The sequence below is a fragment of the Pseudomonas sp. GW821-FHT07G10 genome (genome assembly GCF_059418545.1).
This window is the reverse complement of the sequence record NZ_JBWKQB010000003.1, coordinates 127,265-152,075: the sequence shown is the minus strand read 5'-3', so window position 1 is coordinate 152,075 and position 24,811 is coordinate 127,265. Positions and strand designations below refer to the sequence as shown.

The window sequence follows — 24,811 nt, the reverse complement described above, 5'->3', positions numbered from 1 at the left end:
GAGTGGGGGCACAGCAAACCCGTCGATGCTGTAACCCGCCGATTATGGCGACATTAATCAGCGGCAATCCGGTGAGTCAAAGGCTCACTGCATCTGACCATAACGTTGATAATGCCGCTGAGCCTTTGCCAATGATCGAGGGCTGACCGGAAACCAGCGCTTTCCCGGAAACGAACAATGCCGCGTCCCAGCCACCAGTTCACCTGCGAACCCAGTACATTCCCGGCGGTGGCGATGCTCAACAGCAACCAGACCAGGTACTTGTCGCTCAGCAGCAGACCGACCAGCACGGCTTCGGATTGCAACGGCAGCAAAGTGGCGGCGCCGAACGCCGCGAGGAACAGCCCGAGGTAGCCTGCGAGCATCAATGGGTCGGTTGCTCAGCAAAATATCGTGGTTGCCTTCCAGGCGAAGCGCATTCTGACGATTTTCACCGACAAAAAAGATCGCTTGTGTTTCAAATTTATACAGGGAAAGACCTTCCGGGCCGACAGCCCCTCAGGTCTGTGGCGAGCCGGGGTTGAAGTCCCGTCGGGCCTGATGTGCCGGGTTCGACGGGACTTTAATCGGCGCAGCCTGTCAGCTAACTGATAGGGGTATTACAGATTTGTCAGGCTCGAGATCCACGGGCCCGTTCGCAAGGGGATTGAACGGGCGTATGGACATCGCTACTACATATTGAGCATTTGCATTACCGCTTCGGGGTAACGCAGGCCTGCGGTGGCATCCGCCGGGAAGATCGCTTCCAGGGCCTGCAACTCGCCAGCGCTCAACTTGATGTCCAATGCCGCGACATTTTCCTCCAGATATTTGCGCTGCTTGGTCCCGGGAATCGGAATCAGGTAATCACCCTGTGCCAACACCCAGGCCAGTGCCAGTTGCCCGGCGGTGACGCCCTTGTCGGCGGCCAGGACCTGCACTTGCTCCACCAGCCGCAGGTTCCGGGCGAAATTTTCACCCTGAAAGCGTGGGCTGAAGCGCCGGTAGTCATCGGCGGCGAAGTCGTCCGGGCTTTTCAGGGCTCCAGTCAGAAAACCCCGACCGAGCGGGCTGTAAGGCACGAAAGCGACTCCCAGACGCTGGCAGGTCGCCAGGCAGCCGTTATCTTCCTGATCGCGGCTCCACAGTGAGTATTCACTTTGCAGCGCGCTGATGGGATGAACCTTGTGCGCCCGTTCCAGGGTGTTGGCCGATGCTTCGCTCAAACCGAGATAGCGCACCTTGCCTTCGTTGACCAGTTCGGCCATGGCACCCACGGTTTCTTCGATCGCGACATCGGGGTCGATGCGGTGTTGGTAATACAGATCCAGGGTTTCCACGCCCAGGCGTTTCAAGGTGCCGTCGATCGATGTGCGAATGTAGTCCGGACGACCATTGACCGAACGGCTGGCCGGGTTTGCCGGATCGCGGACGATGCCGAATTTGCTGGCCAGAAATACCTGATCCCGTTTACCCCTAATCGCCTTGCCGATCAGTTCCTCATTGCTGTGAGGGCCATAGATGTCAGCGGTGTCCAGCAGGTTGATGCCCAGCTCCAGGGCGCGGTGCAAAGTCGCGATCGCCTCTTGGGTATCTGTGCCGGTGGTGTAGAAGTCGGTCATGCCCATGCAGCCAAGACCGATGGCGGAAACCTGTGGGCCGTTTGTGCCTAGTTGACGAGTGTGCATAGGTTTGAAGCTCCTTATAGATGACCGGAGCTATTGTTCTCCTCGACAAAAACAAGATAAACCGGCTAAAACCGCTATCACTATTTGTAATTTCTAAATAATGGTCGGTTAGGGCAAAGCAATGGATCGTTTTAACGCCATGCGCGTGTTTACGCGGATTGTTGAATTGGGTGGCTTTGCCAAGGCCGCCGACAGCCTGCAATTGCCTCGCGCCTCAGTGACTATTCTGATCAAGCAGCTGGAGTCGCACTTGGGTGTGCAGCTGTTACAACGCACAACGCGGCAGGTCAGTCCGACTCTCGACGGAGCGGCCTATTACCAGCGCTGCATTCGTCTGTTGGCGGATCTTGAGGAAGCGGAGGCGGTATTTTCTGCCGCTCGCAACAACCCTCGCGGCACGTTGCGGGTTGACATGCCTGCCGGTATCGGTCGTTTGATCGTGATTCCGGCACTCCCCGAGTTCACCACTCTTTATCCGTTGATCGAGCTGGAAATCGGCTTGAACGATCGGCCTGTGGACCTGATTCGTGAGGGTGTCGATTGCGTGCTGCGTGGCGGGCTGTCTCTGGATGACTCGCTGGTGGCCCGTCCATTGGCACTGATAGGTCAAGTGACCTGTGCCAGCCTCGAGTATTTGCAGCGCAACGGCAGGCCGCAATGTCTGGATGACCTGGCTGGGCACCAAGTGGTCGAGTATTTTTCCAGCGCCACGGGCAAGCGCTATGGCCTGGAATTTCAGGTGGGTGATGAGGTGCGCTTGATCGACTTGCCCAGGCAGGTCTCGGTCAACAGTGCCGATGGTTATCTGGCGGCTTGTGAAGCGGGATATGGCCTGGTGCAGATGCCTCGTTACCACGTTGACCGACAGCTACGAGAGGGCAGCTTGTGCGAGGTCCTGAGGGATATACCGCCGCCAAGGCTGCCACTGACTGCGCTCTATCCCCCGCACCGCCAGTTGTCCCTGCGGGTGCGGGTATTTGTCGATTGGCTGGTTGATCTGTGCTCCCGGGAGCAGAGTGGTTTCAAGCGCCCGGGAGGATGATCGTGGTTATTAGAAGGGGTGAGTCGAGAGGTTCACTGAAGGCTTTTTAGCGACGTTCATAATAACCATGGCCACCATCGTAATGGCGGTGCTCGTGCCAGCCACCTTCGCGAGGGAAAAACAGGCAGCCGCTCAGGGTCAGGATAATCAGCAGGGGAATCAGCATTGTGATTCGACGGAACATTTCAAAATCCTCATGGTTAAAGCCGCAATGAAGCCAAAACTCTTCATCGGCTGTAACATGAGACCCCGTTTGTAGCTGCCCATTCCCGCACAAAGGTAGGGTCTTGGCATGCATCTGGATACAAACCGGATACACATTTTCAGGCTCAGGAACCCGCAATGACCCAGTCGCAACGTTTGAAATATTCGATTCTGATCTCCCTGGTGGTACTGGGGATCATGTTTGGCCTCTCTTACATGCAAAACGCCGGGATGATCACCGAAAAAATGTTCCAGTACATCGCCATTGGCGTGGCGGTGGTCGTGGTGGTGGTCAATGGCGTCATGCGCCGCAAGGTCAAGCCCTGAGTCGGGGCTGCAAGGTTTCAGTCTTTGCCGTGCAGTAGCGCGATAGCCTGTTGATTCAGGCTGTAGCTCTTGTCCGGATTCAGCGTGATCACACCTTCGCTGCACAGGCGCTTGAGCACCTCGCGTACGCTGAGAAAGGACAAGGGGATGTCCAGCTCCAACAAATGGCTGTGCACACCGCGCACGCCAAGCGAGCGGTCGTTCTCGGCCGCCGTCAACAAGGCGTCGATGACCTTCAGGCGAATCAGGCTGGTGCGCAGGCCGAAGCTTTTGAGCAACAGCCTGATCCGGTCATTGTTGTGGCGCTCAGCGCTTTTGCCGAATACATCGGTCTCACCACCCAGTGTCGGGCTGTGCAGCGTTTTGTTGCCATCCATTGGCAATTGCTGGTTGTACATGCAAAAACTCCTTTTCAGAGCCTGATCAGGAAAATGATGGGTGCTCTCTGTTACTAAGACGAATGAGTACACCAAATCATGAAGCGCCAGATGTAGAAAAATTGTCGGTATCAGGTTGCCGGCATGTCATCTACCCAAAATAGCTGACTCGACAACGCCGTCACCCTCGGCAGTGAACGCTCGTTCAACGGGCGCGGGATGCTGTTGGCCAACCTGCCTTTTCAGCTTTTAGGCACTTGCCGCGGAATCGAGTTGAGCACCGGGTTGCCATCTCTGTTCTGGGTCAGGTAGACCGGCAGCACTTTGGGCAGCGAGGTGACGATGCCCTTGACCTCATTGATGTTGTAGATGCCAGCGATGCGAATCGCGCCAGTGGCACTGTCCGCCAGCATTACCGGTTTGCTCAGGTAGCGATTGATCAGCGGCAGCGCATCGCTCAGTGTCAGGTTGTCGAGAATCAGCTTGCCGCTGCGCCAGGCCAGGGAGGTATCGCCGGCGCAGGTCTGGCTGATCTGTGGCCAATAGTCGCCCGTCTTGTAGTGAGCCTGCATGCCCGGGTCCAGGCGCAGACCATCACCGGGTTGAGCCGAATGACTGCTGACCAGTACCGAACCTTCCAGCGGCGTCACACGAACCTGATCCTGGTACATCCATACATTGAACCGGGTGCCGGTGACACGAATGCGGCCGTCAGCAGCCTTGACCACGAATGGGTGTTTGCTGTCATGGCTGACTCTGAAGAATGCCTCACCTTTATTCAACGTAACCCTGCGCTGTTCCTTGTAGTTGCTGTAGGTCAATTCGCTGCCAAGGTTCAGTTCGACCTGGCTGCCATCGGCCAAGGTGATGTGACGCACATGGCTCTCGGCCTGGAAGTATTCATAGGAACCTGGTAGCCAGCCCAGGGTCCAGCCGGTAAATGCCGCCAGCGGCAACGCCAGCAGACTGATTGCCGCGGCCAGGCCGTAAGTTCGCCATGGGTGGTGTGGCGCTGAAACGGGAGTGATTTGTGGCGTTTCTGTGCGCGGAAGTTGCTCCGAGACATCCCAGACTTTGCGCATTGCCTCGTACTCGAAGGCGTGCAATGGATGAAGGTCTCGCCATTGCTCAAACGCCAGGCGCTCGGCTGCCGTGCAGTCATGCGCGTGCAAACGCATGCACCAATGCGCGGCGGCATCCGTAACGGCATCGTATTCGGCTTCTGAGAGGGATTGTTCGCTCATTGACTCTTCCTGATTTCCTGCATTCTAACCTTCACGGGCAGGCGACGAGAATGGCGGTAATGGCAAATAGATATCAGTATGGAACCTGTTGCCCCGGAAAAGACCCAAGAAAACAGCACATCTATCAGCAATGCCCGTCAATGGAGTACGAAAATAATCAAGAAAACCTCGTGCTCTTGAGCGTCTGCTCGAGCAACAAAAGTTGACAGGGCGCTCGCTAAGCGTTGTTTAATCCGGGTGCCGGAATTTCATACGCTGTTGCCCCCCTCCAATAATTAAACTGGAGCTTCAGATGTCTGCATCACCTTTGGTTGACGAAACCCTGTCAGAACGCATCACTTATGCTCAGTTGGTGGCGTTGTTAGAGAAAATTTTCCTGCGTCAGGGTACTTCCCTCGAAGTGGCTCGCGTCCTGTCCGAGAACTGCGCGGGCGCCGAGCGCGATGGTGCCCACAGTCACGGCGTATTCCGTATCCCCGGTTATGTATCGACGCTGGCGAGCGGCTGGGTCGATGGCAAGGCGGTGCCTGTCGTTGAAGACGTGGCATCAGGTTTTGTCAGGGTCGACGCGGCCAACGGCTTTGCTCAGCCGGCCCTGGCGGCGGCTCGGGCGCTTCTGGTCGAGAAAGCCCGAAGCGCCGGGATCGCAGTGTTGGCGATACGCAATTCTCATCACTTCGCGGCACTCTGGCCGGATGTCGAACCCTTCGCCTATGAAGGGCTGGTGGCGTTAAGCGTGGTAAACAGCATGACCTGCGTCGTGCCCCATGGCGCCGATCGCCCGCTGTTTGGCACCAACCCGATTGCCTTTGCCGCACCGAGGGCCGATGGCGATCCGATTGTCTTCGATCTGGCCACCAGCGCCATTGCCCACGGAGATGTACAGATCGCTGCGCGCAAGGGCGAGCGCCTGCCCGCCGGCATGGGGGTGGACAGCCTTGGTCAGCCGACCCAGGACCCGAAGGCGATTCTCGAAGGCGGTGCGCTGTTGCCGTTTGGCGGTCACAAGGGGTCGGCGCTATCGATGATGGTCGAACTGCTGGCCGCGGCCTTGACCGGTGGAAACTTCTCGTTCGAGTTCGATTGGTCTAATCACCCTGGGGCGAAAACCCCTTGGACCGGTCAGTTGATCATCGTGATCGACCCCAGCAAAGCGGCCGGGCAGAGTTTCGCCGAGCGCAGTCAGGAATTGGTGCGGCAGATGCACGGGGTAGGGCTCAAGCGTTTACCAGGCGACCGTCGTCATCGTGAGCGAGCGAAGGCTGGCGAAGAAGGGATTCGGATTGCCAGCGCAGAGTTGACGCAGCTGCGCGAGTTGGCAGGACTTTGATGTGAAAAAGGCGAGCTGACTACGGCTCGCCTTTTGAACCGACGTATTAACGGCGGCCCACTAACAAACCGAGCACCAGACCAAAACCGGCTGAAATCGCCACAGTCTGCCAAGGATGCCCGCCTATGTAGATTTGCGTGGCATCGACCACCGGCTTGCTGCGCTCACGTACGCTCGATACGGCGTTCAGTGCCTGGTTGAGTTTCAACGCGACCTGTTCGCGCAGGCTTTCGCCTTCCTCGCCCACCAGCGAGGCACTGCTTTTGAGTAATTTTTCCGACTCTTCGATCAGCGCCCGCAGCTCGCTGAAAGCTTGATCCTTGATTTGTTCGTCAGCCATTTGCGCGGCGTTTTTCCGGGCCATCGAGATACTCCTTGCAGGTGAGTGTGCAGTGAACCATGGAGTCAGCTGCACGTGTAAAAGTTGCAGCTTTTTTGTGCCTGAGCCGAAAGTCGACAAGAAATCCAGGCAAAGATATTTCTTCCTACAGTGTAAGATGTTGCCAATTTTACGCAGCAGGTAACTCCCATGAGCTTCAATCTGGCTAACCAGCCCCTTGCCGAGCGCGCTGCGCTTGAAGATGAAAAGTCCCGTCTGTTCGACCTTTGGCAGAGCAATCTGGGTAAAGCCAAAGGCGAGGGCGCACGCTTGTTCGGCGAGCGCGCCAAGCGCAAGGGCAAATGGGCGGAATGGGTGCGTTCGGAGCTGGATCTCATGTCTCCGCCGGAATTCGCCAACATGGTGCGCAGTGAAGTCAATCGGTTGATGGCGGCGAAGTAACCGGGCTTTCTTGTCAGTGTGTAGCCAGCTGAGCACAGGGTTATCCCCAAAAGATCGCAGCCTGCGGCAGCTCCTACAAAAAGCACGCCACTATTGCTTCCCGTACTTTTAGCACCACCGGATCGAGCTGAGTACTGGTGCGCCAGCCCAGTTCGATCGGGTAGCGTGGCAGCGTCAGAGGGCAGGGCAACAGCGTCAGCCCGGTGAGCGCCGCAATGCTCTGCGCTGCGTGGGCCGGGATGGTCGCTACGGCCTGGCTACCCTTGAGCAGATAAGGCAACGCCGCGAAGTGGGTGGTCGAGGCGCAGACCTGTCGGCTCAGTCCCAATCCGGCCAACCCCTCATCGGTGATCCCGATAAATCCTCCCGACGACACCAGGATATGCTCGCGGGTGACAAACTCCTCGAGGCTGATTTCATGCTGCCCGTCGGCCAGGCTGGCCGGGTCCACCAGGCACAGATAGCTTCCTTCACCGAGCACCTGGCGGCTGAGCATGCGCTCGGCAAAACCACCGGCGGTGATTGCCAGGTCGATACTGCGCTCCATCAATGCATGGGCAACAATCTGACTGTGGGTTTGACGAAAAATCAGCCGCAGTTTCGGCGCGCGCTGTGCAATCTCCTCGATCAGCCGCCGTCCGTAGGCAATTTCGAAGTCATCCGATAAACCGATGGCGACCGAGCGACCTTCGTAATGGCTGACATGAGGGTCGACCATCGCCAGGCTTTGCCGACACTTGTTCAGTGCTTCACTGATCACCGGTTTCAGCTGGTTGGCGCGAAGCGTCGGTGCCAGTCCGCGACCCGTGCGAACGAATAGTTGATCGCCATACACGTCTCGCAGCCGGCGCAACGCCGCACTCATGGCCGATTGCGTCACCCCCAGACGTAACGCCGCCCGGCTGGCGCTGGACTCGTCATGCAACGCTTCGAAAGCTTTGAGCAGGTTGAGGTCGATGTCGGTGATATTCATTTGGTTCATATCATTCAGCATTGAAATGGACTTTATTCATAGTCGATCGCGGCGGGAGAATGAGCAACACCTCATTGCTCATGGAGTTACCGCGATGCCCAAGTCCATCGTTGCTGCACTGCAAATCGGTTCGTTGCCCGGCGGCAAGGGCGAGACACTGGAACAGATCCTCTCTTATGAAAGTGCCATCGTCGAATCCGGTGCGAGCCTGGTGGTCATGCCTGAAGCCTTGCTTGGGGGTTATCCAAAAGGCGAAAGTTTTGGAACGCAATTGGGCTATCGCTTGCCGGAAGGCCGAGAGGCCTTTGCCCGTTATTTCGCCAACGCGATCGACGTTCCCGGTGTTGAAACCGAAGTCCTGGCGCAATTGTCAGCGCGCACCGGGGCCAGTCTGGTGCTGGGGGTGATCGAACGTTGCGCCAGCACGCTGTATTGCACCGTGCTGTATTTCGAGCCCCAGGACGGCCTGGTGGCCAGGCATCGCAAACTGATGCCTACCGGTACCGAGCGGCTGATCTGGGGCAAGGGCGACGGCTCGACATTGCCGGTGATCGACAGCAAGGTCGGGCGAATCGGCGCGGCGGTGTGCTGGGAAAACATGATGCCGCTGCTGCGTACCGCGATGTATGCCAAAGGCGTGGAAGTCTGGTGCGCGCCGACGGTGGATGAGCGGGAAATGTGGCAGGTCAGCATGCGTCATATCGCTCACGAAGGGCGCTGCTTTGTGGTCAGTGCCTGTCAGGTTCAGGACTCACCGCAAGCCTTGGGCCGGGACATTGCCAATTGGCCGGCCGAGCGCCCGTTGATTGCCGGCGGCAGCGTGATCGTAGGTCCCATGGGCGATATTCTTGCCGGGCCGCTATTGGGCGGCGCCGGTCTGCTGAGCGCTGAAATCGACACGGATCAATTGGTCCGCGCTCGTTACGACTACGACGTGGTCGGGCATTATGCACGCCCGGACGTGTTCGAATTGACCGTGGATGAGCGGGCCAAACCGGGCGTGCGGTTTATCTGAGGCGTTGCCATTCTTCGCGGGTGATTTCCCAGGTATCGCACGGGAAGCGCCCGCTGACGAAGTTGCTTTCTTCGGTGTTGATCAGGCGCATACCGTCGCGCTCGGAGATACGCCGTGAGGCCAGATTCGGCGAGGCCTTGGGCACTCGCATCAGTGCGCGACCGAGGGTTTCAAACCAGTATTGGGTCACCGCCGCGCTGGCTTCACTCATCAGCCCCTGACCTTGCCATTGTGGTGCAAGCCAGAAGCCACGATTGTTGCCTGGCTCGTCCATCAGGCTGACATTGCCAATCAGTTGATCCGGTGCCGACTTCAAACGGATCGACCAGTGCCATTCTTCGCATCGGGCAATTGCTGGCAGGGCCATGCTTTGCAAATAGCGAAGTGCACCGTCCGCAGGGTAAGGCCATGGGACCATGGCATTGAGATAACGCACCACCTCCCAGTGCGGGAACTGCTGCTGAATGGCTTCGGCGTCGGCCAGCTCCAGCGGGCGCAGAATCAGCCGTTCGGTGTACAGGATTGGGACGGGTTCCATGTGCGAGGTTTCCTCCTTGGGGGTATTACGCGTACCGTAGCAGCAGGCTTCGCCAGCGGCTACTCGACCCCGATGAAAGCCTGACCGATACAATCTCCGCGAACCCCTGTAGGAGCCGAGCTTGCTCGCGATCGCATCACCGCGGCAGATCAGACAGACCGTGCTGCCTGCATCGCGAGCAATCGAGCGTCGACCGGCTGCTCCTGCAGGGGATGTACCGCTCACCAGACTGCGGTCGAGCCTGGCAGGCTGAGATTGCCTCGGTCAACGAAACGCATGGTGCCGAACACACCCCCCGCCAGTTTTCCGTGCAGCACGTAAGGCAGGTTATCCAGGCTTTGGGTCTGGCTCAGTCCCAGCGTTTGACGCAACACTGAGAATGCCGAGATGCTCACCGGCACCGTCAGGATCGCTTCGGAGAAACGCGGGATCGAGCCGTGTTGATCGCTCACGCCACTGGCCAGTGGCCGTCCGTTGACCTCAAGATTCAGGGCCACACCGTTGTAGTCGATCGGCGTTTCGTTGGGGTTTTGCAGACGAAGTTTCACCGCGAATCGTACTTCCAGACCTTGGCTCTGCAGCGGTTCGATGCCCACCACGTTGATGTTCAGAGGATCACGGTTGGGGAACAGGGCGCAGGCGCTCAAGGTGAGCAAGAGCAGGGCGAGGGATAAACCGAGGAATCTGCGCATGGACGTATTCTCGAAAAGAAAAGGGCCGAACCGCCAGTGGCTGGGCCCTTGAGCCTCTCTAACGGTTCACCGCATGTTCAGCAAGATAGCGCAGAACGCGCCGACAGTGAGCTGGATCGATATTCCATCCTCACATCTTCTCCTTCGCAACGGGTACAGGCTTGGGCGTCAGCACCTTCACCACGTCATCGATCACCGCCTTACTCATCTCCTGCAAATAGTGCGACGCCCAGGCATAACGGTCGGTATTTCGTTCCATCGCGGCATCTTCTGCCAGCATCTTCGCGACATGGAGCAAGTCGGACACGTGCGACAGCGCCTCTCGGATCGACACGCCACTGTTGACCCGGAACAGCGCCTGATCCGAATGGATGGAGAACGGCGTGATGCCGATGGTTTTTAGGTCTTGGTGATCGGTCATTGGGCACCTCCGAGGGGCTGGAGGTGGCGCAGGGGGGAGGTTTGAAGCGTGGTCAAGGGTGTAGCGCGGTAAGCGCAAATGCGGATTTTGGACGGATTTATGCTGTACATAGTCTGGCTCCTCGATTCTAGGGGAACCACCACCGTCTGCCGCCAAGCAGATGAGGGTGGCGGATTGCGCAGGATTGGCGGACCGGGAATCAAGGAACCGGCGAACCCGAAGGTTCTCCCACGCAACCCGCCATAACGCAGATATGCGGGCGCAAAAAAAGCGCCTGCAATGTGTGTGGGAGGCGCTGTCGCGCCTTGATTAACTCAGGCCGCCAAGCCCGGTCGCTGAATGTGCAACGACCGCCGAAGGATAGCGGGGAGGTCGGGGGACTGCAACTCAAAATAACGCCGGAAAAATCTCAATCCGACACTTCCCCTGTCGTCACTGCCGAAGGCTCGGGCCTGGTTCAGACGATAAGAACTGAGGCTCCTGGTCCCTCTCGCCCGGATTTATGCCAAACCTCGTTTTAGAGTGCGTTTTTTCTGTCAGCTCCAAGTGCAGCGAATTCAGCGCACTTCCCACAGACTATCAATCCGCAACTGGCATCCGGCCTTACCGTTTGGGCGCATTTTTAGCTTGAAGCCTGCCATTGGGCTTCAGGCCCAAGGATGGGTCGACTGAAAAAAGGATGCCAAATGAAAAATGAAGTCGATGGATACCATTGCGCCGTGTGCCGTGATCAGGCGTTGGCAACACAACGGGCGGAACGAACCAAGGAAAGAGCCTTCTGCGCCGAGACGGCGCAACGGCAGAACGCAGCCATGCTGGCCCGGCAACAGGCCCATGAAGACGAATGCAATCGTCGATGGGAAGAGAAACAGGCCGAAGGACAACGCCGACAAGTCACCGTCACCTTGCGCATCGGCGTGTTTTTCGATGGCACGGGCAACAACCCGTTCAACGTGGAGCTGGGCCAACGCTGCGGCGCCCATCATCCGATCGCCCCGCAGGATCTGGACGGGAGTTGCAAGCCGTACATGCAGGATCCGAGCGGGAGTTATGGGAATGATGTGACGAATGTCAAATGGCTTTATGACCTGTACGAGCTATCGATTGGCCGCGAGAAAATCATTCAACAAAAGCTGGCCTTCAAAAAAGTTTACGTTGAGGGGATCGGCACCACGGCCGGTGAGCCAGACAGCGTCCTGGGCTCGGCTTTGGGGCGGGGTGAGACGGGTATCGAGGCGCGGGTTTTTCAAGCCTTTCGTGAGATCAAAAGGCTAATGTGGAGCTTCCACGATGAAAATCCTGACCTTCAAATCCACTCCCTCATTGTTGACATATTCGGCTTCAGCCGTGGTGCCGCAGCGGCGCGGCACTTTGCCTACCTGACGATGGCAGGAGTCGGCAGTCCCTTGCACGAAACCCTGGCTTTGCCCAAAAAATTCTTCGCCAATGGTTTCAGCAAAATCTATGGCGAAAGCGTGCATACCGGGTTTATCGGGCTGTTCGACACCGTGGCCTCGGTGGGCGGCTGGAGCAACCTGGGTTATGTGCGTAGCCCGGCCGCGCCGGGGGTCAAGCTGCATCTACACCCGAAGTTCTTTCCTCATGTGCTGCATCTGGTGGCGCGGGACGAACACCGTGCCAACTTCGCCCTGAATCGGGTGGGCCCGGACCATACGGAAATCAGCCTGCCCGGCGCCCATTCGGACCTTGGCGGCGGCTACCGGGACGAGGCCGAAGAACGGGTGATGCTTATCCCGCTGCAGGCACTGGACGTGCCTGTGCACACCGATGTGAAAACCACCTCGATCTACCGCGACGCCCAACAAGCGCAAGCCACATGGCACGCCAAAGGCTGGCCCCTGGACATGTTGAGGCTTGTCACCCCTGAGCCCGAACTACTGCCGGCTGACTCACAGGACCGTATGGGCCAGAAACAAAAAAGGGTTTTTGTCGGCTTATTGCTGCAGCGTAAGGTTAGCGCCGGATTGGCGAAGGTGTATTTGCGGGTGATGTACGAGGCGGCGAAAAAGCACGGTGTGCAGTTTGAAGAGATCAATGAAAGACCGGGGTTACGTCCGCCTTCTGAACTGCAAACGCTATGCGATCGTTTTATCTCGGGCGACTACAGCACGACGCCCACCGAAGAGAAGCTGCTCAGGCACTGCTACATCCATAGGTCTGCCCACTGGACGCCGGGCCTGCTCGCCGGACCGCGCACCAGCAAGCTCGAGCTGATCTATGTCAACGCTCCGACGGCGGACGCCGTGCGGGTGCAACACCCTCATGTACCGGAATGGATGCTGTAGCCATGAAACACCTTTTTTTGCTTCTAGCGCTGTTAGCTCTGAGCGGTTGCCAGACACCGGACCCGCTCTCCGCCAAAAATGATTACAAGAGCCGCTGGTGGTACATCGGTTTTACCGAACCGGCCCATATGACCGTGTGGGTGGAAACTTCCTCAGTCGAAGACATTCAAGGTCGACTATTTCGCAATATCGCAGCCGGCAGCGCTGGGAGTAGCGACTACGAAGATGGTACGGAGAACGCGAGAGGCTGGGTGGGGGTCGGCAGCTCAGGCATGCCGGTTGTTGGCGCCGACCTGCCCAAGCGCATCTATGTGCGCTGGCAGTCGATTGTCGAGCGAAAAACCTACAGCGGCTGGATCGATATCCCGGAGGAAACCCGACAGATAATGCGTAACTCCACGGCGCAGCGCTGTCACAAGTACCCCGAATACAGCGCAAACCCTAGTGCGGCCTTGAGTCTGGGCCTGGCCCCCGGCGGCATCATTCAGGTCTGGGTGCAAGACGACTGCTTCCACGCCAACAAAGCCGACCGCGCCGTGGTCGGCATCGAGCCATTGGGGCCGGATCAAGGGATGTACGAAGGGTATTACGTCAGCATCAAAGCCGCCTCCAAACGCTACATCGAACGCTTCGGCATCCCTTACGGGAGTTGGTGATGGAAACTCCTTTGATATCAACTCGAAGCTGGATCCCACTGACAGTGGGATTTCCACAACAGGCCCGAGCAATGCTGACGCAACCTCATGCCAGCCCCACGCGAAAATCCCCCGCAGCTGTCTAGTGGCCTGTGTGGCTAGTTCTGTTAGTCAACTTCGGCGCCAGCAGCCCATATCCTGCGTTGCTGTTCCTCGCCATAGCGGGCTATGACTCGTCACAGCGCCTTGGCTCTGGGCCGCCGGCATCCGAATTTGAGCTAACGAACTAGCCACACAGGCCACTAGGTCAGGGAAAACGCCATCAACAAGTCCTCCTCGAATGCCCGCTGTGCATCCCCCGGCATCTGCGCCCGATGCCGGGCCAGGTGAAAGGCCACTTCAAAACTCAGGTCTTGTTGACGCACGGCCTTGAGTAAGCCTTTTTCCTCCCAGGATCGGGCGAAGTGGTTGGGTAGATAGCCGACATGTTTTCCGGAAAGGATAAAGGCGAGGGTGCCTTCGACCTGTTCCGAGCGGGCCGAACAGAGCTTGCCCTGGAAGGGTTCGGCGCTTCGCAGAAAGCGATAGGGGTGGTCGACCCGATCGGTGTTTTGCAGTGCTTCATCGTCCGGTGCATCGCTGGTGAATAGCGGATGACCTTTCGCGCAGTACAGATGCTGGGTTTCAGTGAACAGTTCGCGGTAGTCGAATGCGCTTTGTACCTGTGAGAAATAGCCGATCGCCAAGTCCAGCCGCTGTTGCAGCAATAGCCTTTCCATCTCGCCGGGCATGGCGCTGATCAGTTCGATGCGCACCGACTCGTCGCGCTCGCGAAAGCGCCGGATCGCTTCGGCGACCCGTTGCAGAATTGACTGATCGAGGGCTTCGGACAGGCCCAGGCGCACTTCACCGAGCAATCGACCGGCCACGCCGTTGGACTGATGGCGGAACACTTCAATGGATTGGAACAGCTCGCGAGTCGAGTTGAGCAGTTGTTCGCCTTTGGGTGTCAGTTTGAAACCGCCTTTGCCGCGACTGCACAGCCGGTAGCCGAGACGGGTTTCGAGCTTGGCCATTTGCTGACTGATGCTTGACTGGCTGAGACCGAGTTCACCTTGGGCGGCGCTGAAACCACCGCACTCCACCACGCTGACAAACAGGCGCAGCAGGTGCAGGTCCAGATCGTGAATTTGTCCGAGCATCAAACATTACTCCCGGTGAAAGTCAGGATAATAAACTTAATATTTTTCCAATGTATCCCCTGGCGCATCCTGCAGGCACTCACTCCCTGCAGGTATTCATCATGGGTCCGCTTCTCAGGTTCTGTTGTCCCGCTCTGGTTTTTGTCCTGGCCCTACCGGTAGTGGCCGAAGAAAAGGTGATCAATCTTTACAGTTGGGCCGATTACGTGGCGCCCGAGGCCGTGCAGCGTTTTGAACAGGAAACCGGCATCCACGTGCGCTACGACACGTTCGATACCTCGGAAGTCCTGGAAACCAAACTGCTCACCGGCGGCAGCGGTTATGACGTGGTGGTGCCGTCCTCCAGCGTATTGGCCCGTGGTCTGGCCGCCGGCGCCTTGAAGGAAATTCCCCACGACAACCTCAAAGGCTACGACAACCTTGATCCGGACTTGCTGAAAAAGCTTGCCGCTGTCGATCCGGGCAACCGTTATGGCGTGCCTTATACCTGGGGCACGCTGGGCCTGGGCATCAATGTGGAAGCCGTGAAGAAGCGCCTGCCGGGCGTACCTCTTAATAGTCTGGATCTGCTGTTCAAGCCCGAATACGCCAGCAAGTTGAAGGACTGTGGTATCGCCATTCTTGATTCGCCTCAGGAAGTGATCGGTCTGGCGCTGCATTACCTCGGTAAGGATCCCTACAGCACTGACAAGAATGATCTGGCCGCCGGCGAAGCCTTGTTGCATCAGTTGCAGCCTTCGGTGCTGTACGTGGCCACCGGGCGACAGATCAGTGATCTGGCCAATGGCAGTGTGTGTCTGGCGCTGACCTATAACGGTGACGCAAGCATGGCTGCCGATCAGGCGCACAAGGCCAACAAACCGTTCGAGGTGACTTACCGGATACCCATGGAAGGCACACTGGTGTGGCAGGACAACCTGGCGATCCCCAAGGACGCACCGCACCCGGAAGCGGCGCGGGCCTTTATCGAATTCATGTTGCGCCCGGAGTCGGTGGCAGGGTTGACCAACACGCTGTTTTTCGCCACAGCCAACCAGGCAGCGACACCCTTGGTGGATACCGCCGTGCGTGAAGACGCCAACATCTACCCGCCTGCCGATGTGCGTGATCGTCTGTACGCCGACCGCAGCATGAGCCTCAAGGACATGCGTCAGCGCACCCGCGTGTGGACCACTTTCCGTAGCCGCCAATAATAAGGACCTCTGTATGGATATCGCTGATTTGAACGACCAGGCCATGACCCGCGACAGCCTCTACGGGACTGCCGCTGAAAGCACCTACGCCGGCATCACCAGTTTCATGCGCCGCCGTTATAGCCGCGACTTGCGCGGTGTGGACGTGGTGGTCAGTGGCGTACCGTTCGACACCGCCACCAGCAACCGCCCGGGCGCGCGCTTCGGGCCACGGGGGATTCGCAGTGCTTCGACCGGGATCGCCTGGGAACGGCATTGGCCGTGGACCTTCGACCCCTTCGACCATCTGGCCGTGATCGACTACGGCGATTGCAACTTCGATTACGGCACGCCGCAGTCGATACCGGACAGTATCCAGACCCATGCCGAGAAAATCCTCGCGGCGGGTTGCGCAATGCTGACCTTTGGCGGTGACCACTTCATCAGCTATCCGCTGCTCAAGGCCCATGCCCGGCAGCACGGTCCGTTGTCGCTGATCCATTTTGACGCCCACAGCGACACCTGGCCCGATGAAGACGGTAAACGCATCGACCACGGCACCATGTTCTGGCATGCAGCGAAAGAGGGGCTGGTGGATCCGTCCCGTTCAGTACAAATCGGTTTGCGCACCACTAATAATGACCATCAGGGCTTTCAGGTGCTGGACGCGCGGCAAGTGCATCGGCGCGGCTGCGACGCGATCATCGAATCGATCCGTGAGCGGGTTGGCGATAACCCGGTGTACCTGACGTTCGACATCGATTGTCTGGACCCGGCATTCGCACCAGGGACTGGCACACCGGTATGTGGTGGCCTGAGTACGGTGCAGGCGCTGGAGATTCTCGGCGGCTTGCGCGGGATCAATCTGGTGGGCATGGACGTGGTGGAAGTCGCACCCGCCTATGACAGCGCGGACATCACGTCACTGGCGGCAGCAACCCTGGCGATGGAGATGCTGTGCTTGTATGCGGCGCGGCATAAGGTCGATCGCTAGGGCTGTATTCGCTACAAGTCTGTAGTGACCTCCAGGCCGTCTTCGCGGGCAAGCCTGGCTCCTGCAAGTATTGAGCCGAATCACAATTTTGTGGTCGGCCCATAACCTGGAGCTTGCTCGCGATGGCGGTCTCAAGGACGCCATCACCAACAAGCCGTACTCCTAAACCGCCAGGCGATGACAGAAGTACACCACCAGCACACCCGCCACCAGGGTCACATAGGGCAGCATCCCGGCCCGCCTGGCGCCTTCATCGGTCTGGATATGCAAGTCGCTGAGCATCGCCACCGGGAAGCTGCCCCTGTCCTGCACGTAGTGCCGATAGACGAAGACCGGGATAATCAACAGCGCCAGCAGCACCCCGGTGAACAAGGTGCCGGCGCCCCAGATATCGGCGCCCAGGCCCATGCACGCCAGGTTGACGAAGCTCAGCACGCCACCCAATGCCAGCAGTACAGTCGGTGCCTTGTATGGGCGCACCCAGTCCGGGCGGTCGAGGCGATGGATCCAGCCGGCATTGAGGTTGAGGAAGTTGAAGATGATGTAACTGACGTTGGACGCCGCGAGGACGAACACGTAGTCGGACATCAGCAACAGCAGCAGATTGAACGACAGGTCGGTCCACATGGCTGCGGTGGGAGCGCCGTGTTCGTTGGTGTGGCCCAGGTATTTGGGCAACCAGCCATCCACCGAAGCCTGATACAAGGTGCGCGAGGAGCCGGACATCGAGGTCATGATCGCCAGCAGCGTGGCGAGGATCAGCATGATCAACACCACATTGGCCACGACTTTACCACCGCCGATGCTGTCGGCCATCGCCTGGCCAACGCCCATGCCGCTGTAGATCGCCGGTGACAGCAAACCGCTGTAAACCGCCGGCGTCACGACGGTGCCGTTGGCATCCAGCACCGCGGCGCTGACCAGTTGACCGAGGCCGAGACTGCCCTGAAACGCCATCGGCACCAGGGTGAACACCAGAATGCACAGCAGGCCGGCATAGAAGATCGCCTTGAACGTGTCGCGCTTGGGGTCTTTGAACTCGCGGGTGTAGCACACGGCGGTCTCGAAACCGTAGGTCGACCATGCCGCCATGAACAGCCCGCCGGCCATCAACGACCAACCGGAAATGTCCCACGCGCCATCGATGACCTGGCCGCCGGCGTCGTGAGCCAAGGGATACAGCGGCAGGAAGTTGGCCTGCAGCGCATCGCCGGTCAACAATGGCACCACGCCCACCAGCAGCAGCGGAATCAGCGAGGTGACACCGAGTATCAGGGTCAGGCGTGCCGAGCGCAGGATGCCGCCGTGCTGTATGACAAACACCCCGAGCAGAATCACCACGCCGACCACGAAGGTCGCATTCATGCGCAGGGACAGCCCGCTCTTGATCCAGCCAAGATCCAGCAAGGTCAATTGCCAGGTGTTGATCAGCGCGTCCGGCGCAAACAACGCGGTGAGGATGTAACCGGCGGCCAGCCCGGAGCCGATGGACAACACCGGTGACCAGGCCAGCCAGTTGCACCACACCGACACCGGCGCGATCAGCTTGCTGTAACGCACCCAGGCCACCGCACCGTAAACCGACGCACCGCCGGATTTATGCGGGAACAATCCGGCGATCTCGGCATAGGTGAAGGCCTGGATGAAACCAAACAGGATCGAAATGATCCAGACGATCCACGCCGGTTTGCCCACCGTCGCGGCAATCGCGCCAATGGAAAACAGCACCAGTGCTGGCACGCCGCTGGCCACCCAGAACGCACCTCTCCAGTCAATTTTGCGCTGCAGGCTGCCAACCGTCTGGCCAGCCTGCGATACGGTCTCGAACGTAGTCGCTTCCATTTCTGTGATCCCATGTAAGAAGAATTGTCGGGGGCAGTCGGAAGGTCAGCCGATACCCCGGCACTCGGCCGGATGCGTTGGCATCCGGTTCGGCGGCAGGGCTTCGGTCAGCGAGTGTTTTCGGTCTTGTCGAAAGACTCTTTGTCTCGCTGGTGGGCAACGCAGTAGCGGTGTTCGGTGCAGCAACAACTTGTCTGGCCGATCAGCTGCGCACCCGGCATTTCTGCGGGTCGTAGAAAATCGGCGCCATGACCTGGGCATCGATGCGCTTCTGCAAGCCATCGACCTTGCCTACTTGCAGCGCGGTACCAGCTTCGCAGCTGGCGACATCGACCCGGCACAAGGCGATATTGCTGCCCAGCAGCGGTGAACGGCAGGCACTGGTGACCACGCCGACCTGGGCGCGACCGCTGTACACGCCGTCGCCGTGATGGGCGCCTTCATTGCCACTCAGTTGCAGGCCTACCAGTTTGTGCATGGGATTGGCACTGCGCCGCAGCAGTGCATCGCGGCCGATGAAATCGTCGGTCTTGCTCTTGAGCGGCACACTGAAGCCGATCCCGGCCTCGAACGGATCGGTCTGGTCGCTGAACTCATAGCCGGCAAAAACAAGTCCGGCTTCGATGCGCAGCATGTCCAGTGCTTCAAGGCCCAGCGGGACAATGCCCAGCGGCTCGCCCAGTTGCCAGATCCGGTCCCAGACCCGCTCGGCGTCCTGCGGCTGACACCAGACTTCGTAGCCCAGCTCGCCGGTGTAGCCGGTGCGGGAAATCATCAGCGGGCAGCCGTCGTAACCATCCAGGCGCCCCACCAGAAAGCGGAACCAACCCAAGGCTTCTACGCCGGGCTGGGTGGCCGGGGTCCAGACCATTTGCTTGAGCAGTTCGCGGCTCAGCGGCCCCTGTACCGAAAGGTTGTGAATCTGCTCGCTGGCGGACTTCACCCAGACTTTCATGCCCAGCTTCTGTGCCTGTTCGCGCAGCCAGACCCCGGCGTAATCCTCGCCGCAGATCCAGCGGAAGTTGTCCTGGCCCAGGCGCAGCAGGGTGCCATCGTCGAGCATGCCGCCGTGTTCATGGCACATGGCCGAATAGACCACCTGACCGATCGCCAGCCGCCGCACGTCGCGCGTCAGGCAGTACTGCAGCAGGGCTTCGGCATCCGGGCCGATGATTTCGAATTTGCGCAGGGCGGTCAGGTCCATCACCGCCACTCGTTCGCGGCAGCCGTAATATTCATCGATGGCGCCGAAACCGTCGTAGCGCAGCGGCAACCACCAGTTGCGGTAGTCGGTGAAGCTGCCGGTCAGGGCGCTGGTGCGCGAGTGAAAGCCCGATTCGCGGGTCAGCGTCGGATCGGCATCGGCGGTTTTTCGAGTGGCCATGGCGATGGAAAAGCGCTCCTTGTCGGAATACACACGAATATGGATGTCGGTCGGGTTCCAGCCGTTGGCCGGGTCGATGTCGTCCGGGCACGACGAGCTGGCGCAGACCAGATCGGTCATGGCCCGCAGCAACACGTAATCCCCCGGCCGGGACCAGGGTTCATCCAGGGTCATCTGCTGGTGAGCATCGATCCCGGTGTTGTAGAAAAAATTGATCGCCGGCCAACCGCAGCGGGCCTGGACTCCAAACGGTTCCAACGCCCGACTGAGGTTGTCACTGCAGTTGTCGTGCCCGAAATAGCCCTGGCTTTCGTAGTAACGGGCAGCGCAGGCCAACGCGAAGGAATCATGGCGGCCGACGGTGTCACGCACCACCTCGAGCATCGGTTGCATCTGCCGGTCGAAGAACTTCGAGAACAGCCCCGGTGCCGGATAGGCGTTGCCATTGAGGGTGCGGGTGACCGTCTGGTCCAGGTCCAGTTCTTGCCCGCGATCCAGCGCCCGGCGATTCAGGGCGACGAAATCCGAACACTGGCGTCCGGCGACGTCCAGCACCTGCAGGTACTGACCTTTGGCCACGGTGTAGCTGTGGGCGGTTCCGGCGCGGATGGTGAATTCATCCAGCAGCTCGCCCAGCGGTTCGGGCAGCGGCGGGACCAGCAGTGGCGATGGATTGGCCCGCTGGACCACGACGCGCAATTCGCTGGCGGTGTATTGCAGGTCAACCGCACTCGGTCCGCTGGGCGCGGCGACGATGATCAGCAACGCTTCGCCGGCCACGAAGTTGCGGCTGTAGCCGGCGGGTGATTGCTCATCCCACAGCGTGGCCGCGCCGGGGAGTGGATGAAAGGCGATGCCGCGCTTGCTCAAGCCTTGTGCGATGCGGCGTGCCTGCATGTCGGGCTCGGACATCCGCGTGGCGATGAAGCTGCAATCGGGCCTGGCAGCCAGACCCAGCGCCGCCAGCGCTGAGCGCCCAAGGGCGTCGAAGGTCAGCAGCTCGCAGGTTTGCAGCCCTTCGACGTCGATCACTTGCAGGGTATCGCCGGCTTCCAGAGCGATCAGCGTCAGCCCGCCAGCGGCCACCCGATAACGCTCCAGAGCCGGTGCCCGGGCAAACAGCCCCGGTTCCCAGGGGGTCGAAACACGCGGTGCGTTCATGTGCAGGCTCCTGTGCTTTTAAGTGCTGTGGTCATCGGCACAGGCTCAACCGACCGACTTGATGGCATCGGGCTCTTCACTCAGATAGGCCGCCATGGAATCGTCCAGCGCTTTGAGCCATGGCGTGTGATGGGGCGGTGACTGGGTGCCGGTCATCAGCGAGCGGTAGGACTTGTCGCGGTAACCCATGATGTTGTGCGCCTTGTCGTGCTTCCAGTGCAGGAAGGTGTTGTTGACCGCGGCGATATCAAAGTTCGGGTAGTCGGTGGCGTCCACCAATTGCTGGATGTAGGCGCCCTGGTATTCGAACATCTGCTGGTTGGTTTCAAGCTGCTGTTCGCGGGCTTGCCACTCCAGGCTGTCGGCAATCATTTGCGCCTGATCGGGCAGGGCGATGCGTTGCAGGATCACGTCGCGGGCATACCAGGCCTGGGCATCGAACATGTTGAAGGAGTACCACTGGTCCTGCATGCCGAGGTAGATCAACTGTGGGTTGGGCTCCCAGAAAATCCCCTTGTACAGGTTCATCGGCCACAACCGGTTGTCGGTCTTGAGGCACAGTTCGTCCGGCAGGAACGGGAAGTGATGCTTGTAGCCGGTGCACAGAATCACCGCGTCGATGTGTTTGTGAGTGCCGTCGATAAAATACGCGCGGTTCTTTTCCAGGCGCTGCAGCAGCGGTTTTTCTTCCCAGTTGGCGGGCCAGTCATAGCCCATGGGCGCGGTGCGGTAGCAACTGGTGATGCTGCGGGCGCCGTACTTGTAGCACTGCGAACCGATGTCTTCGGCGGAGTAACTGCTGCCGACGATCAACAAGTCCTTGCCCTTGAACTCCAGCGCTTCGCGAAAATCATGGGCGTGCAGGATGCGCCCGCCGAAATGTTCGAAACCGGGAAAATACGGCATCTTCGGCGTCGAAAAGTGCCCGCAGGCATTGATCACGTAGTCGAACTCTTCCCAAGTCTGGGTATCGCTGCCATGGTCGTGTGCGACCACGGTGAAGCGCCGGGTCTGTTGGTCATAGGTGACCTGGCGCACCACGTTGTTGAAACGGATGTAGTCACGAACCCCGGCTTTTTCGACGCGGCCCTTGATGTAATCCCACAGTACTTCCCGGGGCGGATAGGAGCCGATGGGGCGACCGAAGTGCTCCTCGAAGGTGTAGTCGGCGAACTCCAGGCATTCTTTCGGGCCGTTGGACCACAAATAGCGGTACATGCTGCCGTGGACCGGTTCGCCGTTTTCATCCAGGCCGGTGCGCCAGGTGTAATTCCACATGCCACCCCAGTCTTGCTGTTTTTCGTAGCAGACCAGTTCCGGGATGGGGGTTCCCTTGTCCCTGGCCGATTGAAATGCCCGCAGTTGAGCCATGCCGCAAGGGCCGGCGCCGATGATTGCAACGCGTGTGGTCATGGTCGTGTCTCGTGCCTGTCGGTCGGAATGGGTTCGAGGTGGTGGCTCGCTCAGCGAAAGATCACCGTCTTGTCCTGGTTGATGAACACCCGGTGTTCCAGGTGGTATTTCAGGGCTTTGGAAAGTGCGACGGTTTCGGTGTCGCGGCCGATGGCGACCAGCGCATCGGGCAGGTAGGTGTGATCGACGCGCTGGATTTCCTGTTCGATGATCGGGCCTTCGTCGAGGTCCGAGGTGACGTAGTGGGCGGTGGCGCCGATCAGTTTCACCCCGCGCTCGTAGGCCTGGTGATAGGGCTTGGCACCCTTGAAGCCGGGCAGAAACGAGTGATGGATGTTGATCGCCCGGCCCGACAATTGCTTGCACAGGTCATCGGAGAGGATCTGCATGTAGCGGGCGAGCACCACCAGCTCGGTCTCGGTCTCTTCGACGATGCGCAGCAGTTCGGCTTCCTGCCGGGACTTGCTCTCTTTGCTCACGGGCAGGTAAATGAAGCGGATCCCTTCACGTTCGGCCATCGGCCGCAGCTCCAGGTGGTTGGAGACGATGGCGGTGATCTGCATGTCCATTTCGCCCTTGCGATGGCGATACAGCAGGTCGGTCAGGCAGTGGTCGAACTTGCTGACCATCAGCAGCACGCGGGTCGGCTGAGCCGAACTGAACAGCTGCCATTGCATGTCGAAACCGCCGGCCAACTCGTTCAAGCCCAGGCGCAGCGGGGCGATGTCGCCGACCACACCTTTGTTGAAACGAAACACCGCGCGCATGAAAAAGCGCCCGGTGAATTCATCGTCGAATTGCGACAGCTCGCTGATGTAGCACGCTTGCCCGGCCAGCCAGGAGGTGACTGCGGCAACAATACCGGAAGCGGCGGGGCAGCTGATCTTGAGGATGTAATGTTCGTGTGGCGTGTCCATCGAGGTCTCCCTTGGAATGCGTGGTTGGCGTTCGATCAGCCTTTGGCGGTGCGTTTGGTCTTTTCCGGATCATCGAACGGCAAGGCGTGGGTGATGGCCGCGACCTCGAGGCTGCCGCGTACCTGCAGGGCAAATCCCGGTGCGGCGCAGTCGGCGTCCATGCGGGCGATGGCCATGGAGCGTTTGCTCAGGCGCGAATACATGCCGCAGGTGATGACGCCGACTTTCTTGCCGGCCTGCCACAAAGTGTCTCCGGCCTCAGCGGCGCGGGGGCCTTCGAGCAACACGCCGGCGATCTTGAAGCGTTCTTTACCGCGCAGGCGCCGGTGCTCATCGGCACCGCGAAAGTCCTGTTTTTCCGGCGATACGGTGAAATCCAGGCCGAGCTCCCACAGGGTGTCGCCGGCTTTTTGATCGGCGAAGGGGTACATCTGCGAGTTGTCGTAGGGGAAGAACATCAGCGAGCTTTCGACCCGCAACCAGTCCAGGGCGGTGAAGGCACACGGGATGATGCCCATGCCCGCACCCTGTTCGAGGATTTCGTCCCACAGGGTCGGGGCGTCGGCGGCCTTGCAGAAGATTTCGTAACCGCGCTCGCCGGTGTAACCGGTGCGGGAGATCATCACCGGGCGGCCGAACAGTTTGGTTTGCAGGTGATGGAAGTACGGCAGCTGACGAATGCCCGGAACGTGTTCGGCGAGAAAGTCCACCGCCAACGGCCCTTGTAACGACAGGTCGTGCAGGTCGTCATCGAACAGCACCGCGACCTGACGGCCCTGAGCCGAGCGCACCAGCATCTCGTAACCGGTGCCCGCGCCGTGCACCACCATGAAGGCATTGGGGCCGGTGCGGTAGACGATGCAGTCATCGATGAACTTGCCGTCCTCATCGAGCATCGAGGCATAGACCGACTTGCCGGGGTAGAGCTTGGCGATGTCACGGGTGGTCGCCCATTGCAGCAGGCTTTCGGCGTGGGGCCCGACGTAGTGGACTTTTTTCAGCCCCGAGACATCCATCAAACCGGCGCGGGTACGGATCGCCTGATGATGGTCGGCCAAGTCCGAGCTGTAGGTCCAGGCAGTGCCCATGCCGTTCCAGTCTTCAAGCTGTGAGCCGAGCGCGCGGTGACGTTCGGCCAGTGCGGAAATGCGCCAGGAGTTGGCCATATCGTGAT

24 protein-coding genes and 2 pseudogenes are annotated in these 24,811 nt (G+C 59.4%); 9 read left to right on the top strand and 17 right to left on the bottom strand.

Annotation, left to right across the window (positions count from 1 at the left end; all coding sequences use genetic code 11):
• Positions 1–96: 96 nt before the first annotated feature.
• From AC07O1_RS06685 to AC07O1_RS06675, 3 genes and pseudogenes are all read right to left on the bottom strand, one after another.
• Positions 97–365: pseudogene (locus AC07O1_RS06685) on the bottom strand (YqaA family protein); the annotation flags it as partial.
• A 1-nt stretch (position 366) separates the two neighbouring features.
• Positions 367–534 (bottom strand): annotated as a pseudogene (locus tag AC07O1_RS06680) (copper resistance protein B); the annotation flags it as partial.
• Between the two features lie 137 nt (positions 535–671).
• Positions 672–1,667, bottom strand: coding sequence for an aldo/keto reductase (locus tag AC07O1_RS06675; RefSeq protein ID WP_495088291.1), 996 nt, complete (start codon positions 1,665–1,667; stop codon positions 672–674).
• A gap of 121 nt (positions 1,668–1,788) precedes the next feature.
• Between AC07O1_RS06675 and AC07O1_RS06670 the strand changes: the two genes are divergently transcribed.
• The gene (locus AC07O1_RS06670; RefSeq protein ID WP_495088290.1) at positions 1,789–2,709 is read left to right on the top strand and encodes a LysR family transcriptional regulator; all 921 of its coding nucleotides are present in this window, start codon (positions 1,789–1,791) and stop codon (positions 2,707–2,709) included.
• Positions 2,710–2,755: 46 nt separating this feature from the next.
• Here AC07O1_RS06670 and AC07O1_RS06665 read toward each other — a convergent pair whose 3' ends face one another.
• Positions 2,756–2,893 (bottom strand): hypothetical protein, encoded by a 138-nt coding sequence (locus AC07O1_RS06665; RefSeq protein ID WP_495088289.1) that lies wholly within the window; start codon positions 2,891–2,893, stop codon positions 2,756–2,758.
• Positions 2,894–3,051: 158 nt separating this feature from the next.
• Between AC07O1_RS06665 and AC07O1_RS06660 the strand changes: the two genes are divergently transcribed.
• Positions 3,052–3,240: a hypothetical protein gene (locus AC07O1_RS06660; protein WP_489071560.1), complete on the top strand. Its 189-nt coding sequence runs from the start codon at positions 3,052–3,054 to the stop codon at positions 3,238–3,240.
• Between the two features lie 17 nt (positions 3,241–3,257).
• Here the strand turns inward: AC07O1_RS06660 and AC07O1_RS06655 are convergent, their stop codons facing one another.
• Both AC07O1_RS06655 and AC07O1_RS06650 read right to left on the bottom strand, forming a co-directional pair.
• Positions 3,258–3,638: a fe2+ zn2+ uptake regulation protein gene (locus AC07O1_RS06655; protein ID WP_494991525.1), complete on the bottom strand. Its 381-nt coding sequence runs from the start codon at positions 3,636–3,638 to the stop codon at positions 3,258–3,260.
• 221 nt (positions 3,639–3,859) lie between these two features.
• On the bottom strand, positions 3,860–4,861 hold the full coding sequence (locus tag AC07O1_RS06650) for a FecR family protein (RefSeq protein WP_495088288.1): 1,002 nt from the start codon (positions 4,859–4,861) through the stop codon (positions 3,860–3,862).
• Between the two features lie 292 nt (positions 4,862–5,153).
• On the opposite strand from AC07O1_RS06650, the gene AC07O1_RS06645 reads away from it, so the two are divergent.
• Positions 5,154–6,191, top strand: coding sequence for an Ldh family oxidoreductase (locus tag AC07O1_RS06645; RefSeq protein ID WP_495011905.1), 1,038 nt, complete (start codon positions 5,154–5,156; stop codon positions 6,189–6,191).
• Between the two features lie 46 nt (positions 6,192–6,237).
• Here the strand turns inward: AC07O1_RS06645 and AC07O1_RS06640 are convergent, their stop codons facing one another.
• Positions 6,238–6,555, bottom strand: a complete 318-nt coding sequence (locus tag AC07O1_RS06640) for an ElaB/YgaM/YqjD family protein (protein WP_495088287.1) — start codon at positions 6,553–6,555, stop codon at positions 6,238–6,240.
• Positions 6,556–6,720: 165 nt separating this feature from the next.
• Between AC07O1_RS06640 and AC07O1_RS06635 the strand changes: the two genes are divergently transcribed.
• Positions 6,721–6,972 carry a hypothetical protein gene (locus AC07O1_RS06635; protein ID WP_494991528.1) on the top strand — a complete coding sequence of 84 codons (252 nt, stop codon included), beginning with the start codon at positions 6,721–6,723 and terminating at the stop codon, positions 6,970–6,972.
• Positions 6,973–7,045: 73 nt separating this feature from the next.
• Here the strand turns inward: AC07O1_RS06635 and AC07O1_RS06630 are convergent, their stop codons facing one another.
• Positions 7,046–7,954 carry a LysR family transcriptional regulator gene (locus AC07O1_RS06630; protein ID WP_495088286.1) on the bottom strand — a complete coding sequence of 303 codons (909 nt, stop codon included), beginning with the start codon at positions 7,952–7,954 and terminating at the stop codon, positions 7,046–7,048.
• Between the two features lie 85 nt (positions 7,955–8,039).
• Between AC07O1_RS06630 and AC07O1_RS06625 the strand changes: the two genes are divergently transcribed.
• Positions 8,040–8,960, top strand: a complete 921-nt coding sequence (locus AC07O1_RS06625; RefSeq protein WP_495088285.1) for a carbon-nitrogen hydrolase family protein — start codon at positions 8,040–8,042, stop codon at positions 8,958–8,960.
• Here AC07O1_RS06625 and AC07O1_RS06620 read toward each other — a convergent pair.
• From AC07O1_RS06620 to AC07O1_RS06610, 3 genes are all read right to left on the bottom strand, one after another.
• The gene (locus AC07O1_RS06620; protein WP_495023753.1) at positions 8,953–9,498 is read right to left on the bottom strand and encodes a GNAT family N-acetyltransferase; all 546 of its coding nucleotides are present in this window, start codon (positions 9,496–9,498) and stop codon (positions 8,953–8,955) included. The two genes, AC07O1_RS06625 and AC07O1_RS06620, sit on opposite strands and share 8 nt — an antisense overlap.
• A gap of 221 nt (positions 9,499–9,719) precedes the next feature.
• Positions 9,720–10,190 carry an LEA/WHy family protein gene (locus AC07O1_RS06615; protein WP_495088284.1) on the bottom strand — a complete coding sequence of 157 codons (471 nt, stop codon included), beginning with the start codon at positions 10,188–10,190 and terminating at the stop codon, positions 9,720–9,722.
• A 130-nt stretch (positions 10,191–10,320) separates the two neighbouring features.
• Positions 10,321–10,611: a DUF3077 domain-containing protein gene (locus tag AC07O1_RS06610; RefSeq protein ID WP_495088283.1), complete on the bottom strand. Its 291-nt coding sequence runs from the start codon at positions 10,609–10,611 to the stop codon at positions 10,321–10,323.
• Positions 10,612–11,297: 686 nt separating this feature from the next.
• On the opposite strand from AC07O1_RS06610, the gene AC07O1_RS06605 reads away from it, so the two are divergent.
• On the top strand, positions 11,298–12,917 hold the full coding sequence (locus AC07O1_RS06605; protein WP_495088282.1) for a T6SS phospholipase effector Tle1-like catalytic domain-containing protein: 1,620 nt from the start codon (positions 11,298–11,300) through the stop codon (positions 12,915–12,917).
• Between the two features lie 2 nt (positions 12,918–12,919).
• Positions 12,920–13,573, top strand: a complete 654-nt coding sequence (locus AC07O1_RS06600) for a DUF2931 family protein (RefSeq protein WP_495088281.1) — start codon at positions 12,920–12,922, stop codon at positions 13,571–13,573.
• Positions 13,574–13,854: 281 nt separating this feature from the next.
• On the opposite strand, the gene AC07O1_RS06595 is transcribed toward AC07O1_RS06600, so the two are convergent.
• Positions 13,855–14,754 carry a LysR family transcriptional regulator gene (locus AC07O1_RS06595; protein WP_495088280.1) on the bottom strand — a complete coding sequence of 300 codons (900 nt, stop codon included), beginning with the start codon at positions 14,752–14,754 and terminating at the stop codon, positions 13,855–13,857.
• A gap of 101 nt (positions 14,755–14,855) precedes the next feature.
• Here AC07O1_RS06595 and AC07O1_RS06590 point away from each other — a divergent pair, with 101 nt between their 5' ends.
• Both AC07O1_RS06590 and speB read left to right on the top strand, forming a co-directional pair.
• Complete coding sequence (locus AC07O1_RS06590; protein WP_495088279.1) at positions 14,856–15,947, top strand: polyamine ABC transporter substrate-binding protein; 1,092 nt, start codon at positions 14,856–14,858, stop codon at positions 15,945–15,947.
• 13 nt (positions 15,948–15,960) lie between these two features.
• Entirely contained in the window at positions 15,961–16,920 is a 960-nt protein-coding gene (gene speB, locus AC07O1_RS06585; RefSeq protein ID WP_495088278.1) for an agmatinase, read from the top strand.
• 162 nt (positions 16,921–17,082) lie between these two features.
• On the opposite strand, the gene AC07O1_RS06580 is transcribed toward speB, so the two are convergent.
• From AC07O1_RS06580 to AC07O1_RS06560, 5 genes are all read right to left on the bottom strand, one after another.
• Positions 17,083–18,762, bottom strand: a complete 1,680-nt coding sequence (locus AC07O1_RS06580) for an APC family permease (RefSeq protein WP_495011915.1) — start codon at positions 18,760–18,762, stop codon at positions 17,083–17,085.
• A 202-nt stretch (positions 18,763–18,964) separates the two neighbouring features.
• A complete protein-coding gene (locus AC07O1_RS06575; protein ID WP_495088277.1) occupies positions 18,965–21,307 on the bottom strand; it encodes a trimethylamine N-oxide demethylase in 2,343 nt (780 codons plus the stop codon).
• A 45-nt stretch (positions 21,308–21,352) separates the two neighbouring features.
• Positions 21,353–22,720: a trimethylamine monooxygenase gene (locus AC07O1_RS06570; protein ID WP_495088276.1), complete on the bottom strand. Its 1,368-nt coding sequence runs from the start codon at positions 22,718–22,720 to the stop codon at positions 21,353–21,355.
• A gap of 50 nt (positions 22,721–22,770) precedes the next feature.
• The gene (gene purU / locus AC07O1_RS06565) at positions 22,771–23,637 is read right to left on the bottom strand and encodes a formyltetrahydrofolate deformylase (RefSeq protein WP_495088275.1); all 867 of its coding nucleotides are present in this window, start codon (positions 23,635–23,637) and stop codon (positions 22,771–22,773) included.
• 35 nt (positions 23,638–23,672) lie between these two features.
• Complete coding sequence (locus tag AC07O1_RS06560) at positions 23,673–24,803, bottom strand: aminomethyl transferase family protein (RefSeq protein WP_495088274.1); 1,131 nt, start codon at positions 24,801–24,803, stop codon at positions 23,673–23,675.
• Between the last annotated feature and the right edge of the window lie 8 nt (positions 24,804–24,811).

Coding starts and splice junctions, on each gene's coding strand:
- AC07O1_RS06670 (WP_495088290.1), top strand. CDS start 1,789: ATGGATCGTTTTAACGCCATGCGCGTGTTTACGCGGATTGTTGAATTG.
- AC07O1_RS06650 (WP_495088288.1), bottom strand. CDS start 4,861: ATGAGCGAACAATCCCTCTCAGAAGCCGAATACGATGCCGTTACGGAT.
- speB (WP_495088278.1), top strand. CDS start 15,961: ATGGATATCGCTGATTTGAACGACCAGGCCATGACCCGCGACAGCCTC.
- AC07O1_RS06625 (WP_495088285.1), top strand. CDS start 8,040: ATGCCCAAGTCCATCGTTGCTGCACTGCAAATCGGTTCGTTGCCCGGC.
- AC07O1_RS06675 (WP_495088291.1), bottom strand. CDS start 1,667: ATGCACACTCGTCAACTAGGCACAAACGGCCCACAGGTTTCCGCCATC.
- AC07O1_RS06600 (WP_495088281.1), top strand. CDS start 12,920: ATGAAACACCTTTTTTTGCTTCTAGCGCTGTTAGCTCTGAGCGGTTGC.
- AC07O1_RS06620 (WP_495023753.1), bottom strand. CDS start 9,498: ATGGAACCCGTCCCAATCCTGTACACCGAACGGCTGATTCTGCGCCCG.
- AC07O1_RS06575 (WP_495088277.1), bottom strand. CDS start 21,307: ATGAACGCACCGCGTGTTTCGACCCCCTGGGAACCGGGGCTGTTTGCC.
- AC07O1_RS06590 (WP_495088279.1), top strand. CDS start 14,856: ATGGGTCCGCTTCTCAGGTTCTGTTGTCCCGCTCTGGTTTTTGTCCTG.
- AC07O1_RS06665 (WP_495088289.1), bottom strand. CDS start 2,893: ATGTTCCGTCGAATCACAATGCTGATTCCCCTGCTGATTATCCTGACC.
- AC07O1_RS06655 (WP_494991525.1), bottom strand. CDS start 3,638: ATGTACAACCAGCAATTGCCAATGGATGGCAACAAAACGCTGCACAGC.
- AC07O1_RS06660 (WP_489071560.1), top strand. CDS start 3,052: ATGACCCAGTCGCAACGTTTGAAATATTCGATTCTGATCTCCCTGGTG.
- AC07O1_RS06635 (WP_494991528.1), top strand. CDS start 6,721: ATGAGCTTCAATCTGGCTAACCAGCCCCTTGCCGAGCGCGCTGCGCTT.
- AC07O1_RS06605 (WP_495088282.1), top strand. CDS start 11,298: ATGAAAAATGAAGTCGATGGATACCATTGCGCCGTGTGCCGTGATCAG.
- AC07O1_RS06615 (WP_495088284.1), bottom strand. CDS start 10,190: ATGCGCAGATTCCTCGGTTTATCCCTCGCCCTGCTCTTGCTCACCTTG.
- purU (WP_495088275.1), bottom strand. CDS start 23,637: ATGGACACGCCACACGAACATTACATCCTCAAGATCAGCTGCCCCGCC.
- AC07O1_RS06580 (WP_495011915.1), bottom strand. CDS start 18,762: ATGGAAGCGACTACGTTCGAGACCGTATCGCAGGCTGGCCAGACGGTT.
- AC07O1_RS06645 (WP_495011905.1), top strand. CDS start 5,154: ATGTCTGCATCACCTTTGGTTGACGAAACCCTGTCAGAACGCATCACT.
- AC07O1_RS06640 (WP_495088287.1), bottom strand. CDS start 6,555: ATGGCCCGGAAAAACGCCGCGCAAATGGCTGACGAACAAATCAAGGAT.
- AC07O1_RS06570 (WP_495088276.1), bottom strand. CDS start 22,720: ATGACCACACGCGTTGCAATCATCGGCGCCGGCCCTTGCGGCATGGCT.
- AC07O1_RS06630 (WP_495088286.1), bottom strand. CDS start 7,954: ATGAACCAAATGAATATCACCGACATCGACCTCAACCTGCTCAAAGCT.
- AC07O1_RS06560 (WP_495088274.1), bottom strand. CDS start 24,803: ATGGCCAACTCCTGGCGCATTTCCGCACTGGCCGAACGTCACCGCGCG.
- AC07O1_RS06595 (WP_495088280.1), bottom strand. CDS start 14,754: ATGCTCGGACAAATTCACGATCTGGACCTGCACCTGCTGCGCCTGTTT.
- AC07O1_RS06610 (WP_495088283.1), bottom strand. CDS start 10,611: ATGACCGATCACCAAGACCTAAAAACCATCGGCATCACGCCGTTCTCC.